The 15,724-nt window shown below is 71.7% G+C and carries 13 protein-coding genes; 5 read left to right on the top strand and 8 right to left on the bottom strand.

What is annotated here, in order from left to right; translation table 11 throughout:
* Positions 1-5 precede the first annotated feature (5 nt).
* The 4 genes from glpK to HYQ63_RS09215 all read left to right on the top strand — a co-directional run bounded on the left by glpK (position 6) and on the right by HYQ63_RS09215 (position 4,727).
* Positions 6-1,553 carry a glycerol kinase GlpK gene (gene glpK / locus HYQ63_RS09200; RefSeq protein ID WP_179933371.1) on the top strand — a complete coding sequence of 516 codons (1,548 nt, stop codon included), beginning with the start codon at positions 6-8 and terminating at the stop codon, positions 1,551-1,553.
* 5 nt (positions 1,554-1,558) lie between these two features.
* Positions 1,559-3,169 (top strand): glycerol-3-phosphate dehydrogenase/oxidase, encoded by a 1,611-nt coding sequence (locus HYQ63_RS09205; RefSeq protein WP_179933372.1) that lies wholly within the window; start codon positions 1,559-1,561, stop codon positions 3,167-3,169.
* 256 nt (positions 3,170-3,425) lie between these two features.
* The gene (locus HYQ63_RS09210; RefSeq protein WP_123101093.1) at positions 3,426-3,896 is read left to right on the top strand and encodes a hypothetical protein; all 471 of its coding nucleotides are present in this window, start codon (positions 3,426-3,428) and stop codon (positions 3,894-3,896) included.
* A 159-nt stretch (positions 3,897-4,055) separates the two neighbouring features.
* On the top strand, positions 4,056-4,727 hold the full coding sequence (locus HYQ63_RS09215; protein WP_179933373.1) for a FadR/GntR family transcriptional regulator: 672 nt from the start codon (positions 4,056-4,058) through the stop codon (positions 4,725-4,727).
* A gap of 213 nt (positions 4,728-4,940) precedes the next feature.
* On the opposite strand, the gene HYQ63_RS09220 is transcribed toward HYQ63_RS09215, so the two are convergent.
* The 7 genes from HYQ63_RS09220 to HYQ63_RS09250 form a co-directional block, all read right to left on the bottom strand.
* Entirely contained in the window at positions 4,941-5,789 is an 849-nt protein-coding gene (locus tag HYQ63_RS09220) for an amidohydrolase (RefSeq protein ID WP_179939899.1), read from the bottom strand.
* 29 nt (positions 5,790-5,818) lie between these two features.
* Positions 5,819-6,814 (bottom strand): aldo/keto reductase, encoded by a 996-nt coding sequence (locus HYQ63_RS09225; protein ID WP_179933374.1) that lies wholly within the window; start codon positions 6,812-6,814, stop codon positions 5,819-5,821.
* A gap of 53 nt (positions 6,815-6,867) precedes the next feature.
* Positions 6,868-7,833 carry an ABC transporter permease gene (locus tag HYQ63_RS09230; protein WP_179939901.1) on the bottom strand — a complete coding sequence of 322 codons (966 nt, stop codon included), beginning with the start codon at positions 7,831-7,833 and terminating at the stop codon, positions 6,868-6,870.
* Positions 7,791-9,494, bottom strand: coding sequence for a sugar ABC transporter ATP-binding protein (locus HYQ63_RS09235; protein ID WP_257231764.1), 1,704 nt, complete (start codon positions 9,492-9,494; stop codon positions 7,791-7,793). The genes HYQ63_RS09230 and HYQ63_RS09235 overlap by 43 nt, the downstream gene beginning before the upstream one ends.
* A 2-nt stretch (positions 9,495-9,496) precedes the next feature.
* A complete protein-coding gene (locus tag HYQ63_RS09240; protein WP_179933375.1) occupies positions 9,497-10,531 on the bottom strand; it encodes a sugar ABC transporter substrate-binding protein in 1,035 nt (344 codons plus the stop codon).
* 128 nt (positions 10,532-10,659) lie between these two features.
* Positions 10,660-11,436 carry an SDR family NAD(P)-dependent oxidoreductase gene (locus HYQ63_RS09245; protein ID WP_179933376.1) on the bottom strand — a complete coding sequence of 259 codons (777 nt, stop codon included), beginning with the start codon at positions 11,434-11,436 and terminating at the stop codon, positions 10,660-10,662.
* On the bottom strand, positions 11,433-12,860 hold the full coding sequence (locus HYQ63_RS09250) for an enolase C-terminal domain-like protein (RefSeq protein WP_179939903.1): 1,428 nt from the start codon (positions 12,858-12,860) through the stop codon (positions 11,433-11,435). Before HYQ63_RS09250 ends, HYQ63_RS09245 begins: the two co-directional genes overlap by 4 nt.
* A 256-nt stretch (positions 12,861-13,116) precedes the next feature.
* Here HYQ63_RS09250 and HYQ63_RS09255 point away from each other — a divergent pair, with 256 nt between their 5' ends.
* Entirely contained in the window at positions 13,117-14,193 is a 1,077-nt protein-coding gene (locus tag HYQ63_RS09255) for a PAC2 family protein (protein WP_179933377.1), read from the top strand.
* A gap of 235 nt (positions 14,194-14,428) precedes the next feature.
* Here the strand turns inward: HYQ63_RS09255 and mshC are convergent, their stop codons facing one another.
* Positions 14,429-15,658 (bottom strand): cysteine--1-D-myo-inosityl 2-amino-2-deoxy-alpha-D-glucopyranoside ligase, encoded by a 1,230-nt coding sequence (mshC, locus tag HYQ63_RS09260; RefSeq protein WP_179933378.1) that lies wholly within the window; start codon positions 15,656-15,658, stop codon positions 14,429-14,431.
* Between the last annotated feature and the right edge of the window lie 66 nt (positions 15,659-15,724).

Here is a 15,724-nt window from a genome sequence, read left to right on the forward strand (position 1 = left end):
CCACCATGACCGACACCCACACCACGAGCGCCTCCTCCCACGGACACGGTCCGTTCATCGCCGCCATCGACCAGGGCACCACGTCCAGCCGCTGCATCGTCTTCGACCGGGACGGGCGCATCGTCTCGGTCGACCAGAAGGAGCACGAACAGATTTTCCCCAAGCCGGGCTGGGTCGAACACAATGCGACCGAGATCTGGCAGAACGTGCAGGAGGTCGTGACCGGCGCGATCACCAAGGCCGAGATCACCTCCGCCGACGTCAAGGCGATCGGCATCACCAACCAGCGCGAGACCACCCTGCTGTGGGACAAGAACACCGGCGAGCCGGTGCACAACGCGCTGGTCTGGCAGGACACCCGGACCGACGCGCTCTGCCGGGAGCTGGGCCGCAACGTCGGCCAGGACCGGTTCCGCCGCGAGACGGGCCTCCCGCTGGCGTCCTACTTCGCCGGACCCAAGATCCGCTGGCTGCTCGACAACGTCGAGGGGCTGCGCGAGCGCGCCGAGTCGGGCGACATCCTCTTCGGCACCATGGACTCCTGGGTCATCTGGAACCTGACCGGCGGGGTCAACGGCGGCGTGCACGTCACCGACGTCACCAACGCCTCCCGCACCATGCTGATGAACCTGCACACCCTCGACTGGGACCCGAAGATCCTGACGTCGATGGAGATCCCGGCCGCCGTGCTGCCGAAGATCCGCTCCTCCGCCGAGGTGTACGGGCGCACCGCCGACGGCATCCTCCAGGGCGTGCCCGTCGCCTCCGCGCTCGGCGACCAGCAGGCGGCCCTGTTCGGCCAGACCTGTTTCGCCGAGGGCGAGGCCAAGTCGACGTACGGCACCGGCACCTTCCTGCTGATGAACACCGCCGACAAGCCGGTCAACTCCTACAACGGCCTGCTGACCACCGTCGGTTACCGGATCGGCGACCAGAAGCCGGTGTACGCCCTGGAGGGCTCCATCGCGGTCACCGGTTCGCTGGTGCAGTGGATGCGCGACCAGATGGGGCTGATCAACAGCGCCGCCGAGATCGAGACCCTGGCCAGCTCGGTGGACGACAATGGCGGCGCGTACTTCGTGCCCGCGTTCTCCGGTCTGTTCGCCCCGTACTGGCGCGACGACGCGCGCGGCGTGATCGCGGGCCTGACGCGTTACGTCACCAAGGCGCACATCGCGCGGGCCGTGCTGGAGGCGACCGCCTGGCAGACCCGCGAGATCGTCGACGCGATGACCAAGGACTCCGGCGTCGAGCTGACCGCGCTCAAGGTCGACGGCGGAATGACCTCCAACAACCTGCTGATGCAGACCCTCTCGGACGCCCTCGACGCACCCGTGGTGCGCCCGATGGTGGCCGAGACCACCTGCCTCGGCGCCGCCTACGCCGCCGGCCTGGCCGTCGGCTTCTGGCCGGACACCGACGCCCTGCGCGCCAACTGGCGCCGGGCCGCCGAGTGGACCCCCCGTATGGACGCGGACGTACGGGACCGCGAGTACAAGAACTGGCTCAAGGCCGTGCAGCGGACCATGGGCTGGATCGAGGACGAGGAGTAATCTCAATGACCCCCCTGCAGAGCGTTCCTTCCCTCGGGACGCGCCCGGCTGCCGGTTCGCACCCGACCCGCGCCGAAACCCGGGAACAGCTGTCCAAGGCTTCGTACGACCTCCTGGTGATCGGCGGCGGCATCCTGGGCATCACCACTGCCTGGCACGCCGCGCAGTCCGGACTGCGGGTGGCCATGGTGGACGCCGGTGACTTCGCCGGCGCCACCTCCTCCGCCTCCTCCAAGCTGCTTCACGGCGGCCTGCGCTACCTCCAGACCGGCGCGGTCAAGCTCGTCGCCGAGAACCACTTCGAGCGGCGCGCCGTCTCGCGCAGCGTCGCGCCGCACCTGTCCAACCCGCTCACCTTCTACCTGCCGGTCTACAAGGGCGGCCCGCACGGCGCGGCCAAGCTGGGCGCGGGCGTCTTCGCGTACTCGGCGCTCTCCGCGTTCCGCGACGGCGTCGGCCATGTGATCAACGCCGAGAAGGCCGCGCGGGACGTGCCGGAGCTGCGCACCGAGGGGCTGCGGGCGGTCGCCGTGTACGGCGACGGGCAGATGAACGACAGCCGCATGGCCCTGATGACGGTCCGGGCCGCGGTCGACGCGGGCGCCACCGTCCTCAACCACGCCGAGGTCACCGGGCTGCGCAAGACGGACGGCCGGGTCACCGGCGCGGAGCTGAGGGACCGCACCGACGGCACCGAGTTCGGCGTCAACGCCCGGCTGGTGCTCAACGCCACCGGTCCTTGGGTGGACCACCTGCGGCGGATGGAGGACCCGAACGCGGCGCCGTCCATCCGACTCTCCAAGGGCGCCCACCTGGTCCTCAAGCGCACCTCCCCGTGGCGGGCAGCGCTGGCGACGCCCATCGACAAGTACCGCATCACCTTCGCCCTCCCCTGGGAGGACATGCTGCTGCTCGGCACCACCGACGAGCCGTACGAGGGCGACCCGGCCGATGTCGCGGTCAACGACGCGGACACCACGCAGATCCTGGACGAGGCCGCGTTCTCCATCCGCGACCAGCAGCTCTCCCGCGACCTGATCACCTACGCGTTCGCGGGGCTGCGGGTGCTACCCGGCGGCCCCGGCGACACCGCCAAGGCCAAGCGGGAGACGGTCGTCACCGAGGGCAAGGGCGGCATGCTCTCCATAGCCGGCGGCAAGTGGACCACCTTCCGCCACATCGGCCGCACCGTGATGAGCAAGCTCGCCGAGCTGCCGGGCCGTCCGCTCGCGGACGACATGGAGCCGGTCAAGCAGCTGCCCAAGCACATGCCGCTGCCGGGCCTCGCCAATCCGCACGCGGTCGCCCACCGGCTGCTGGTGGACGGCGGTACGCCCGGCCCGCGCATGGCCGCGGACACCGCGCGCCACCTGGCGACCCACTACGGTTCGCTCTCCTTCGACATCGCGCGGCTGGCGAGCGGCGACGCGGCGCTCGCCGAGCGGATCCACCCGGACGCCCCGGAGATCTGGGCCCAGGTCGTCTACGCCCGTGACCACGAGTGGGCGCAGACCGCGGACGACGTGCTGCGCCGCCGCACCACGCTGACGATCCGCGGCCTGGACGACGACGCCATCCGCGGCCGGGTCGAGGAGCTGCTGGCCAAGCGCGGCTGACGCTTCTGCTGACGGCCGGGTGAGAAGACGTTCCTTCTCGCCCGGCCGTCGGTCTGTGCGGGGGCGTGGTCGGGGCTGTGGGCGGGACGCGACCTTACTCGCCAGTTAAAAAGTTGCGGAATCACTCTTGCCTTCTTCGGCGCCGCGCGCATCAATAGCTTTCCGTCCACGCATGACGGACAGTCAGGTCACCTCAGCGCGGGCGCACCCCCCACAAGCCCACCGCTCACTTCCCCCACTCCGGAAGGCAGTCCCCATGAGACGCATCAAGCTCGGGATCGGCACGGCAATGGGAACAGCAGCACTGGCCGCCGGCGCGCTCGCGCTGGCGCCGAGCGCGGTCGCGGTCACCCCGACCACCGCGACCCTGACGGCCGACTGCGGAACCTACGGTTCCGGTCTGGCGACGCTCACAGCCACGCAGAGCGGCACCGCCGCGACCATCACCCTGTCCTCGGCGGCCGTCAAAGCGCCGATCGACATTCCGGCGGGCGCGGTCAGCTCCACCCTGACGCTGTCGAAGAACGGCTCCGGCACCACGACGTTCACCGGCAACGCCAACCCGGCCATCAAGACCGGCGCCGATGTGACCACCGGCCCGCTCAAGGGCACCGTGGCCGCGGGTGACGTGCTGGAGGCCAAGTCGCTGAAGCTGGTGGTCTTCGGCCTGATCACGGTCAACTGCACCGCCACCACGGCCCAGTCCCCGGGCCCCTTCACCTTCTGAGCCCCACCTTCTGAACCCCACCTTCTGAGCCCCGTCGGCGGCGGCCGACAGCGGCTCGACAGAGGACCGAAACGGACCGGCGGCGTCCCCGGAAGACGCCGCCGGTCCGCGCGCGTCATAATGGACCCATACATCGGATGTTTGACCCGGAGGTCCATCATGGCGGTCACCGACGAGGCGATCGAAAAAATCAAGGGCATGATCGTCTCGGGTGCGCTGCGCCCGGGTGACCGGCTTCCCAAGGAGAGCGAGCTGGCCGCGGATCTGGGCCTGTCCCGCAATTCGCTGCGCGAGGCCGTCCGCGCGCTGTCCCTGATCCGCATCCTCGACGTGCGGCAGGGCGACGGTACGTACGTCACCAGCCTCGACCCCCAGCTGCTGCTGGAGGCGCTGAGCTTCGTCGTGGACTTCCACCGGGACGACACCGTGCTGGAGTTCCTGGCGGTGCGCCGCATCCTGGAGCCCGCGGCCACGGCGCAGGCGTGTAGCCGGATCAGCGACGCCGAACTGGATGCGCTCGGCGCCCAGCTGGACGCGCTGGGCGAGGCGCCCTCGGTGGAGGAGCTGGTCGCCTGCGACCTCGAATTCCACCGGGGCATCGTCCACGCGTCGGGCAACTCGGTGCTCTGCTCCCTCCTGGACGGGCTCTCCGGCCCCACGACCCGCGCCCGCGTCTGGCGCGGTCTCACGCAGGAGGACGCGGTCAGCCGCACGCTCCATGAGCACCGGGCGATTCTGGAGGCGCTGCGGGATCGGGATGCGGAGGCGGCGCGGTCGTGGGCGACGGTGCACGTGGCGAGTGTGGAGCAGTGGCTGCGGTCGACGCTGTGACGGGCGGGGCGTCTTCCCCCACCCCGCCCCTTCCCGAACCCGGGGCTCCGCCCCGGACCCCGCTCCTCAAACGCCGGAGGGGCTGGGTGTGGGGCACGTCCGTCCCGGGCCCCCGGCCGAGGCCGAAGACCGGCCGCGCTGGGGGCTCCGGGCCCAGGGCCCCAGCCGGAGGTCGCGGGGGCCGGGGCGGAGACGCGTGTCCGGGGGCTCTCGCTAGGTTCCCAGGGCGTACGTGCGGGCCGCGTTGGTGCCGAAGACCGACGCGCGTTCGGCTTCGGTCAGTCCGGCCGTCGCACGGTCCGCCAGGGTCACGACATCCGCGTACGTCGCGGCCAGTTCGCACACCGGCCAGTCCGAACCGAACAGCACCCGCTCCGGGCCGAACGCCTCCAGTACGTGCCGGGCGTACGGCAGCACCTGCTCCGGCTTCCAGGTCTCCCAGTCGGCCTCGGTCACCAGCCCCGACAGCTTGCAGTCGACGTTCGGCAGGGCGGCCAGTCGCGTCAGAAGGCCGGTCCACGGGTCGCGCTCGCCGCTCGCGATCGGCGGCTTGGCCGCGTGGTCGAGGACGAAGCGCACCCCCGGCAGCTCCCGCACCGCGGCGATCGCGGCGGGCAGCTCGCGCGGGGTGACGAGCAGGTCGTAGACGAGCCCCGCGTCGGCCGCGTCGGCGAGGCCGCGCCGTACGTCGGCGCGCCCCAGCCAGTCGGGGTCCGGCTCGTCCTGCACCTGGTGCCGCAGCCCCACCAGCCGGTCGCCGCCGGGGCCCGCGGCCAGGGCGGCGAGGACCGCGGGCAGCTCGGGGTCGGTGAGGTCGGCCCAGCCGACGACGCCCGCGATCCGGTCCGAGGCGCCCGCCAGGGCGAGGAGTTCGCGCGTCTCGTCGTACGAGGAGCTGGACTGGATGACGACGGTGGCGCCGATCCCGTGGGCGTCCAGGTGCGGCAGCAGGTCCGCAGTGGTGACGGTGCGGGCGATGGGGTCGGCCCAGGGGCCGTCCATCCACGGCTGCGGCCTGCGGGACAGGTCCCACAGGTGGTGGTGGGCGTCGATTCGGCTCAGCGGCACGGAAGTTCCTCGGGGTCGGGCCGTCAGAGCGGCAGCGGGATGTCGTCGTCGAGCAGCCCGCGCCCGACCAGCGCGTGCCACAGCTCGTCGGGAATGTCGTAGCCGAACATCTCGGCGTTGTCCCGCACTTCGTCCGGTCCGGCGGCGCCGATGACCGCCGTGGCCACGGCCGGGTGGCCGAACGGGAAGCGCAGGGCGGCGGCCCGCAGCGGCACCCCGAACTCGGCGCAGACGGCGGCGAGCCGCCGGGCCCGCTCGGCGATCTCGGGGGGTGCCTCCTCGTAGTTGTAGCGGGCGCCGGGGCGGGGGTCGGCGAGCAGCCCGGAGTTGTAGACGCCGCCGACCACCACGGAGGTGCCGCGCCGCTCGCACACCGGCAGCAGGTCGTCGTAGGCGGTGCGCTCCAGCAGGGTCCAGCGCCCGGCGCACAGGACGACGTCGACATCGAGGTCGGCGACGAAGCGGGCGAGGATGTCGCTGTAGTTCATGCCGAAGCCGATGGCCCGGACGAGCTTCTGGTCGCGCAGTTCGGCGAGCGCGGGGAAGGCCGTCTCGTACACCTCGCGGATGTGGTTTTCCGGATCGTGGAGGTAGACGATGTCGAGGGCCTCGACCCCGAGGCGTTCCAGGGAGGACTCCAGGGTGGCGCGGATGCCGTCCCGGGTGAAGTCCCACTCGCGGACGCGGTCGGGGGTGTCCGCGAACCCGTCCGGCTGGGCGGGTTCGCCGGGCGTCCGGTCCCGCAGCCGCCGCCCCACCTTGGTGGAGAGCGTGTACGAGCCGCGGTCGCGCCCGGCGAGCGCGCGGCCCAGCCGCTCCTCGGACAGCCCGACGCCGTAGTGCGGGGCGGTGTCGAGGTAGGTGCAGCCGAGGTCCAGGGCGGTGTGGACGGTCGCCAGGGCACGTTCCTCGGGCACCGCGGCGTACAGATTGGCCAGCGGGGCGCAGCCGAGCCCGAGGGGTGGTACGTGGACGCCCGAGCGCCCCAGTTCGCGCGGTCCGCGCGGTACCTGCGCCATGATTCCTCGCCTCTGTTCCTGTTCGCTCGGTACTGCGTCTCGGTTTCTGGGTCTCAGTCCTGCTTCTCGCCGCTCGCGTAGCGGGAGATGATCAGCGCGACGATGATGATGGAGCCGTTGATGAACTGGTTCCACAGTGGCGGAACGCCGCCGAGGGTCATCACATTGACGACCAATTGCAGCGTAAGCACACCCGTGAGGGCTCCGAAGAGCGTGCCGCGGCCGCCCTTGAGGCTGATGCCGCCGATGACCGCGGCGGCGAACACCTGGAAGATCCAGCCGTTGCCCTGGGTCGCGGCGACCGAGCCGTAGTGGCCGGTGTAGAGGATTCCGGCGAAGGCGGCCAGCAGGCCGCCGACGGCGAGCACGATCCAGGTGATGCGGTCGACGCGGATACCGGCGGCGCGCGCCGCCTCGGGGTTGCCGCCGATCGCGTACAGGGCGCGGCCGTGCCGCAGATAGCCGAGCGCGAGGCCGCCGAGCGCGTACAGGCCGAGGCACAGCCACACGGCGGCGGGCGCGCCCAGCCAGTCGGCCTTGCCGAGGTAGCGGAACGACTCGGGGACGTTGACGATGGACTGGCCCTCGGCGATGCCGACCTGGAGTCCGCGCAGCATGGTGAGCATGCCCAGGGTCGCGATGAAGCCGTTGACGCGCAGCTTGAGCATCAGGAAGCCGTTGGCCGCGCCGATCAGGGCGCCGACCGCCAGGCACAGCGGAATGGCCGTCCATACGGGCAACAGCCCGAGCCCTTCGAAGCGCGCGCCGTGCGAGGGCAGCACCAGCCAGAGGGCGATCACGGGCGCCACGGCGATGGTGGACTCCAGGGAGAGGTCCATCCGGCCGCTGATCAGGATCAGCGCCTCGCCCAGCACCAGCAGCCCCAGCTCGGTGGACTGCTGGACGACGCCGATCAGGTTGTCCTCAGTGAGGAAGGCGGGCGAGACGATGAAGCCGATCACGCCCAGCACGAAGATCACCGGGACCAGGGACAGATCGCGCCAGCGCGCGATGTCGATCCGCGGACGGCTTCGGGCCCCTCCGCGGCCTCGGCCGTGCCCGTGCGGTCCTCCCGTGCGGTCTCCCCGGCCGGTGGCCGTCCGTCCGTGCTGGGTGTACTGGTCGCGCCTGTCGTGCCCGGTTCCGTCATGCCTTCCATCGCGGCGACCAGCTGGCGGTCGCTCCAGCCGCTGCCGAACTCGGCGACGACCCGCCCGTGGAAGAAGGCCAGGACCCGGTCGCAGACCCGGAGGTCGTCCAGCTCGTCGGAGACGATCAGCGCGCCGCTCCCGGCCGCCGCGACGTCCCGTACGACGCCGAGCAGGGCGTCCTTGGACTTCACGTCCACCCCGGCGGTCGGCCGGATCGCGACCAGCACGCTCGGTTCGCGTGCCAGCGCCCGGGCGATGACGACCTTCTGCTGATTGCCGCCGGACAGGCCCGAGACGGGCTGCGACGGTCCCGCGGTCTTGATGTCGAGCGAGGTGATCATGCGCTGGGCGAACGCGCGGGTCCGGGAGGGCAGCACCGTGCCGTACGGCCCGAGCTGGTCGGTGACGGTCAGCGTGGCGTTCTCGGCGACGCTGCGGCCCAGGACGAGACCCTGGTCGTGGCGGTCCTCCGGGACGTAGCCGATGCCCGCGTCGATGGCGTGCGGCACGCTGCCGGGGCGTACCGGCCTGCCCCGTACGGAGACCCGGCCGCCGCCCGGCTTGCGCAGGCCCACCAGGGTCTCGCCGATCGCCGTGTTGCCGCTGGCGGTCGCCCCGGCCAGGCCCAGCACCTCGCCCGGCCGCACCACCAGGTCCAGCGGCGCGAACTCGTCCTCCAGGGTGAGCCCTTCGGTGCGCAGCACCGGCTCGCCGCCCGGGTCGGCCTCGCGCACGGTGACGGGGGCGCGGACGGCAGCCCGGGAGTCGCCCTCGGGGGCCCCTTCGCCGTCGCCCGTCATCGCCGCGACCAGGTCCTCCTTGGGCAGGTCGGCGACCGGGGCGGTCAGCACGTGCCGGGCGTCGCGGAAGACGGTGACGGTGTCGCAGAGGTCGTAGACCTCCTGGAGGTGGTGCGAGATGAACAGGAAGGCGACGCCCTGCCTGCGCAGTTCGAGCAGCTTGGTGAAGAGCCGGTCGATGCCGCCCGCGTCGAGCTGGGCGGTGGGCTCGTCGAGGATGATCAGCCGGGCGCCGAAGGACAGGGCGCGGGCGATCTCCACGAACTGCCGCTGTTCGACGCCGAGGTCCTTGGCCCGGGTCTGGGGGTCCACGTCCACCCCGTACTCCCCCAGCAGCGCCCGGGCGTCCTCGCGCAGCGCCCGCCACCGGATGCGCCCGGTGCCCTGGAAGCGGCCCAGGTACAGGTTCTCGGCGACCGTCAGGTGCGGGACCACCATCGACTTCTGGTAGACGCAGGCGACCCGGCGCTGCCAGGCCGCGGTGTCGCCGTAGCCGGGGGCGGGTTCACCGGAGAAGGTCACCTCGCCCTCGTCCGGGCGTTCCATGCCGGTGAGGACGGACACCAGCGTGGACTTGCCCGCCCCGTTCCGTCCGACGAGGGCGTGCGCCTCCCCCGGGCGCACGGCCAGGTGGGCGTGGTCCAGGGCGACGGTCGGTCCGAAGCGTTTGACGATGCCCTCCGCCCGGACCACGGGGGGCTGTGCTGCCTCTGCCGCTGCCTCTGCCATCGCTACTTCTTTTCGAGCTGGTTGGCCCACAGCTTCGGGTCGTCGACGTTCTCCTTGGTGACCAGTGGCGCCGGAAGCTGGTCCTCCAGACCGTTCTCGATCTTGACGATCTCCGAGCCGTGATCGGTCGGGCCGGGTTTGAACGTCTTGCCGTCCAGCGCCGCCTTGGCGTAGTTCAGGGCCCACTTGGCGTAGAGGTCCGCGGGCTGGGAGAGGGTGGCGTCGATCTTCCCGGCGCGGATCGCGTCCAGCTCCTCCGGTATGCCGTCGTTGGAGATGATCGTGATGTGCCCCGCCGAGCCCGCGGGCTTGAGCAGCTTCTTCTGCTCCAGCAGCGCCAGGGTGGACTGGAGGAAGGCGCCACCGGCCTGCATGTAGATGCCGTCGAGCTTGCGGTGCTGGGCGAGCAGGCTCTGGAGCTTCGCGGAGGCGACGTCGCCCTTCCAGTCGGTGGGCAGCTCGTGCACCTTGATGCCGGGGTACTTCTTCTTCATGCACGAGGCGAACGCCTGCGACCGGTCGCGGCCGTTGATGGAGCTGAGGTCGCCCTGGAGTTCGGCGACCCGGCCCTTGCCGCCCAGCTGTTCGCCGAGGTATTCGCACGCCTTGGTGCCGTACGCCCGGTTGTCGGCGCGCACCACCATGTAGATCTTGCCGGAGTCGGGGCGGGTGTCCACGCTGATGACGGGGATCTTCTTCTCCTCCAGCTGCTCCAGGGTGGAGGAGACGGCCCCGGTGTCCTGGGGGGCCATGACGATCGCCTTGGCCCCCTGGTCGGTGAACGCCTGGACGTTGGAGACGAGCTTGGAGATGTCGTTCTGCGAGTTGGACAGGGGGAGCGCGGAGACCGTGCCCTTGTCGATGCCCTTCTCCAGATACTGCTGGTAGGAGTTCCAGAAGTCGGTGTCGGTGCGCGGCATGTCGATGCCCACCTTGCCGCCGCCGGCGCCGTTGCTCTCACGGTTGCAGCCGGCCAGCCCGGCGACGGCGAGCAGCACGGCGCAGGCCGCGGCTCCGGTGGTGCGGAGTCTCGTCATCGAGTCCCGTCCTAGGTCGAGTTGTGCGACGTGCGTGGTGCGGGGTGCGATGGTGCGGGGCGCGCGGTACGGGGTTTGCAGCGTGCGGTATGGGGTGCGGGCGCGGGTGTGGCGGTGCGGCGCCGGGCTCAGGTGGCGGGGCGCAGACGCAGCCCCTGCATCCCGCCGTCGACGGCCAGCGCGGTGCCGGTGACGGCCGCGGCGGCGGGGCTCGCCAGATACGCGACGGCCGCGGCGACCTCCTCGGCGGACACCAGCCGCCCGGTCGGCTGCCGGGCCTCCAGGGCGGCCCGCTCGGCGGCCGGGTCGGCGGCCTGGCCGAGCAGCCGCCCCACCCACGGGGTGTCGACGGTGCCGGGGTTGACGCAGTTGACGCGGATGCCCTCGCGTACGTGGTCGGCGGCCATGGCGAGGGTCAGCGACAGCACCGCGCCCTTGCTTGCGCTGTACGCGGCGCGCTGCGGCAGTCCTGCGGTGGCGGCGATCGAGCAGGTGTGGGTGATGGAGACGGCTCCGGGCCGGTCGGCCGCGGCGGCGCGCAGATGCGGCAGCGCGGCCCGCGCGGTGCGCACCAGACCCAGCACGTTGACGTCCAGCAGCCGGTGCCACTCGTCGTCGGAGTTGTCCTCGACGGTGCCGATCGCGCCGATGCCCGCATTGCCGACGACGGTGTGCAGGGCGCCGAATTCGGCCACCACCGCCTCCACCGCGGTCCGTACGCCCTCGTCGGAGGTGACGTCGGTCTTGACCGGCAGGGTGCCGGACGGGGCGCCCGTCGGGTCCCGGTCGAGCACGGCGACCCGTGCGCCCCGGTCGCGCAGCGTGGCCGCGATGGCGGCGCCGATGCCCGAGGCGCCGCCGGTGACGAGCGCGGCCAGCCCTTCGAAGTCGCCGGTGGGGCTCAAGAGGTCTCCTCCTGTCGTGCGGACTGCGGTGCGGCGTTCTGCGGTGCGGCGTTGAGCGGTGCTGCGGACTGCGGTGCGGCGTTCCGGGCCTGCCATTCGGGCCCGTCCGGATAGCGGTAGGCGGCGATCGACTCGGGAAGCATCTGGGCGGAGAAGCCCGGGGCGGCCGGTGCGCGGTACCGGCCCGCTTCGACGACGGCCGGATCGGCGAAGTGTTCGTGGAGGTGGTCGACGTACTCGATGACCCGGTCGTCCCAGCTGCCCGAGACGGCCACGAAGTCGAACATGGCCAGGTGCTGCACCAGTTCGCACAGGCCCACGCCGCCCGCGTGCGGGCACACCGGCACCCCGTGCTTGGCGGCGAGCAGCAGGATCGCCAGGTTCTCGTTGACCCCGGCGACGCGCGCGGCGTCGATCTGCACGAAGTCGACGGCTTCGGCCTGAAGAAGCTGTTTGAAGACGACGCGGTTGGCGACGTGTTCACCGGTGGCGACCTTGACCGGCTGTCCGGCGCGGATGGCGGCGTGGCCGAGGACGTCGTCCGGGCTGGTCGGCTCCTCGATCCAGTGCGGGTCGTACGGCGCCAGGGCGCGCATCCAGCGCAGCGCCTCCGCGACGTCCCAGCGCTGGTTGGCGTCGACGGCTATCCGGATGTCCGGGCCGACCGCCTCGCGGGCCAGCCGCATCCGTCTGAGGTCCTCGTCGAGATCGCCGCCGACCTTGAGCTTGATCTGGTCGAAGCCCTCGGCGACCGCCTCCTGCGCCAGCTTGATCATTTTCTCGTCGGAGTAGCCGAGCCAGCCCGCCGAGGTGGTGTAGGCGGGGTAGCCGCGCTCGCGCAGCAGCGCGGCGCGCTCGGCGCGGCCGGGCTCGGCGGCGCGCAGGATGGCCAGGGCCTCGTCGCGGGTGAGGGCATCGCTGAGGTAGCGGTAGTCGACGAGGTCGGCCAGCTCCTCGGGCGACATGTCGGCCAGGAACTGCCACAGCGGCTTTCCGGCCTGCCGGGCGGCGAGGTCCCAGGCGGCGTTCACCACCGCACCGGCCGCCATATGCATGACGCCCTTCTCCGGGCCGAGCCAGCGCAGCTGGGAATCGTGGGTGAGGTCGCGGTAGAGCTCGGCCAGTGCGGCCGCGGTGAGCGGGGCGGGGCGGCCGACGACCTGGGGGCGCAGGGAGCGGATGGCGGCGGCGGTCACGTCGTTGCCGCGGCCGATGGTGAAGACGAAGCCGTGCCCTTCGGCGCCGCTGATGTCATCGCCGATGTCACCGGTGGCGTCATCGGTGGTGTGATCGGCGTCCGTACGGAGCACCACATAGGCAGCGGAGTAGTCGGGGTCCGGATTCATCGCGTCCGAGCCGTCGAGCTGCTCCGAGGTGGGAAACCGGATGTCATGGACCTCGAGCTCGGTGACGGTCGGGCGCAAACTCAATGGGGGCTCCCTGAACGACGCGCGATAGAACATCGGACCTTTAGCGATGATCCGATGTATAGCGCTGACATGGGGGTCTCGTCCAGGGGTGTGCCGCAACTTTCGGGAGACAGGTCGGATGAATGAGGATGGGTTTCCCTACGGGGGCTGCGGCGGGGGCCCCTTGAAGCCGTAGGCTTGGGGCGCACGCAAAAGAACTGTCGCCGGAGGCGGTACCAACCCGTCCGCCCCGGTCGGAAGGAGGCGCTGGGTGATCGAGCTTGAGGGGGTTCCCGAGCTGATCGACCCGGTCATGATCTGTGCCTTCGAGGGCTGGAACGACGCCGGAGACGCCGCCTCCACCGCGGTCGGGCACCTGGACCGGGAGTGGAAGGGCGAGGTCTTCGCCTCTCTCGACGCCGAGGACTACTACGACTTCCAGGTGAACCGGCCCACCGTCGCGCTGGACAACGGGGTCCGCAAGATCACCTGGCCGACGACACGGCTCTCCGTGGTCCGCGCGGAGGGCGGCGAGAAGACCCGCGACCTGGTGCTGGTGCGCGGTATCGAGCCGAGCATGCGGTGGCGGTCGTTCTGCAACGAGATCCTCGGCTACGCCCATGAGTTGGGCGTCGAGATGGTCGTCGTCCTCGGAGCACTGCTCGGCGACACCCCGCACACCCGGCCGGTGCCCGTCAGCGGTGTCACCTCCGACCCGGACCTGGCCCGCAGCCTCGACCTCGAGGAGACCCGCTACGAGGGGCCGACCGGCATCGTCGGCATCCTCCAGGAGGCCTGCACCCACGCCGGTGTCCCCGCGGTGAGCCTGTGGGCGGCCGTCCCGCACTACGTCTCCCAGCCGCCGAACCCGAAGGCGACCCTGGCCCTGCTGAACCGCCTCGAGGACCTGATCGGCGTCCGCATCCCGCTCGGCGAGCTGACCGAGGACGCGCGCGCCTGGCAGCTGGGCGTGGACCAACTCGCCTCGGAGGACAGCGAGGTCGCCGAGTACGTCCAGTCGCTGGAGGAGGCCCGGGACACGGCGGAGCTGCCGGAGGCGTCGGGCGAGGCGATCGCGCGGGAATTCGAGCGCTATCTGCGGCGGCGCGACGGCTCACCGGGCGCGCCGGGCGGTCATGCGACGGAGACGGGCACCGGGGGCATCGCCGACGCCCCGTATCTGCGGGACCCCGGAAGCGGCCACGCCCGACCGCGGAAGCCGTCCGCGAAGGACGACGAGGGCGGCGGTGACGGATCCGGATCCGGCTCCGGGAGCAGTGAGTCCGGCGGGGCCGCGGAGGAGACCGGGAGCAGCGACGCGGAGGAGCGCCCGGACGACCAGGGCTGAGCCCCGGTGACCCGCACCGCCGGGCGGACCGATTCCTTCGGTCCGCCCGGCGGTGTGCGGAGCGGGCGGTGCCCCCTGGTGTTTCGTTGCCGGGTGCGGGCCGGTGGCCGCGTTGTGCCCACCCGTTCCGCCCTGCGTTCCGCCCTGCGGAACGCTTGCCCACAACATGGCCAACTCCCGGCCGGGTCCAGGGGCGGAGCCCCTGGGGTCTGGGGAGGGGCGGGGTCGGGCCTCCCTACAGGGCTACGCCCAGGAGGGCGTCCACCGCTCGTGACACCAGGCCCGGGGCGCCCTCGTCCTCGCCGCCGGTCGAGGACTGGGCGGCGGCCCACCGGTCGACGGCCGCGAGGGCTGCCGGGGAGTCGAGGTCGTTCGCCAGCGCCTCGCGCATCTCCTCCACCAGCGCGTCCGCCGACGGGCCGTCCGGCCGGGAGACGGCTGCGCGCCAGCGGGCGAGCCGGGCCTCGGCGTCCCGCAGGACGCCGTCGGTCCACTCCCAGTCGGAGCGGTAGTGGTGGGCCAGCAGGGCGAGCCGGATGGCGGCCGGGTCGATGCCGTCGCGCCGCAGCGCGGAGACGAAGACCAGATTGCCCTTGGACTTGGACATCTTCTCGCCGTGCAGCCCGACCATCCCGGCGTGCACGTACGACTGCGCGAACGGCCGCTCGCCGGTGAGGACCTGGGCGTGCGAGGCGCCCATCTCGTGGTGCGGGAAGGCGAGATCGGAGCCGCCGCCCTGCACGTCGAAGCCCATGCCGAGGTGGTCGAGGGCGATGGCCACGCACTCGATGTGCCAGCCGGGGCGGCCGGGGCCGAGCGAACCGCCGTCCCAACTCGGCTCGCCCTCACGGGCGGCCACCCACAACATCGGGTCCAGCGGGTTCTTCTTGCCCGGGCGCTCCGGGTCGCCGCCGCGCTCGGCGGACAGCAGCCGCATGGCCTCGGCGTCGAGGCGGCTGACCGAGCCGAAGGCGGGGTCGGACTCCACGGAGAAGTAGATGTCGCCCTCGACCTCGTACGCCGCGCCCGCGTCCCGCAGCCGCTCCACGAGCGGCACGATCCCCGGTATGGACTCGACGGCACCGATGTAGTGGCGCGGGGGCAGCATCCGCAGGGCCGTCATGTCCTCGCGGAAGAGGGCGGTCTCGCGCTCGGCGAGGGCCGTCCAGTCGTCGCCGTTCGCCACGGCCCGCTCCAGCAGCGGATCGTCGATGTCGGTGACGTTCTGCACGTAGTGGACCTGGCGCTTGGTGTCGAGCCACACGCGCTGAACGAGGTCGAACGCGTTGTAGGTCGCCGCGTGACCCATGTGGGTCGCGTCGTACGGCGTGATGCCGCAGACGTAGATGCGGGCGACGGGGCCGGGGGTGAGGGTGATCGGTCCCCCGGTCGCGGTGTCGTGAATCCTCAGGTCGCGGCCACTGCCAGGCAGGGCGGGAACCTCGGAAGCGGGCCAGGCATACATGCAATGAGCGTAACCGGATGCCAGTTCCGGATACGAACCGGACCGGGCCTGCTGACCGTTTGTTGG

The sequence above is a fragment of the Streptomyces sp. Rer75 genome (assembly GCF_013414305.1).
Taxonomy (GTDB): domain Bacteria; phylum Actinomycetota; class Actinomycetes; order Streptomycetales; family Streptomycetaceae; genus Streptomyces; species Streptomyces himastatinicus.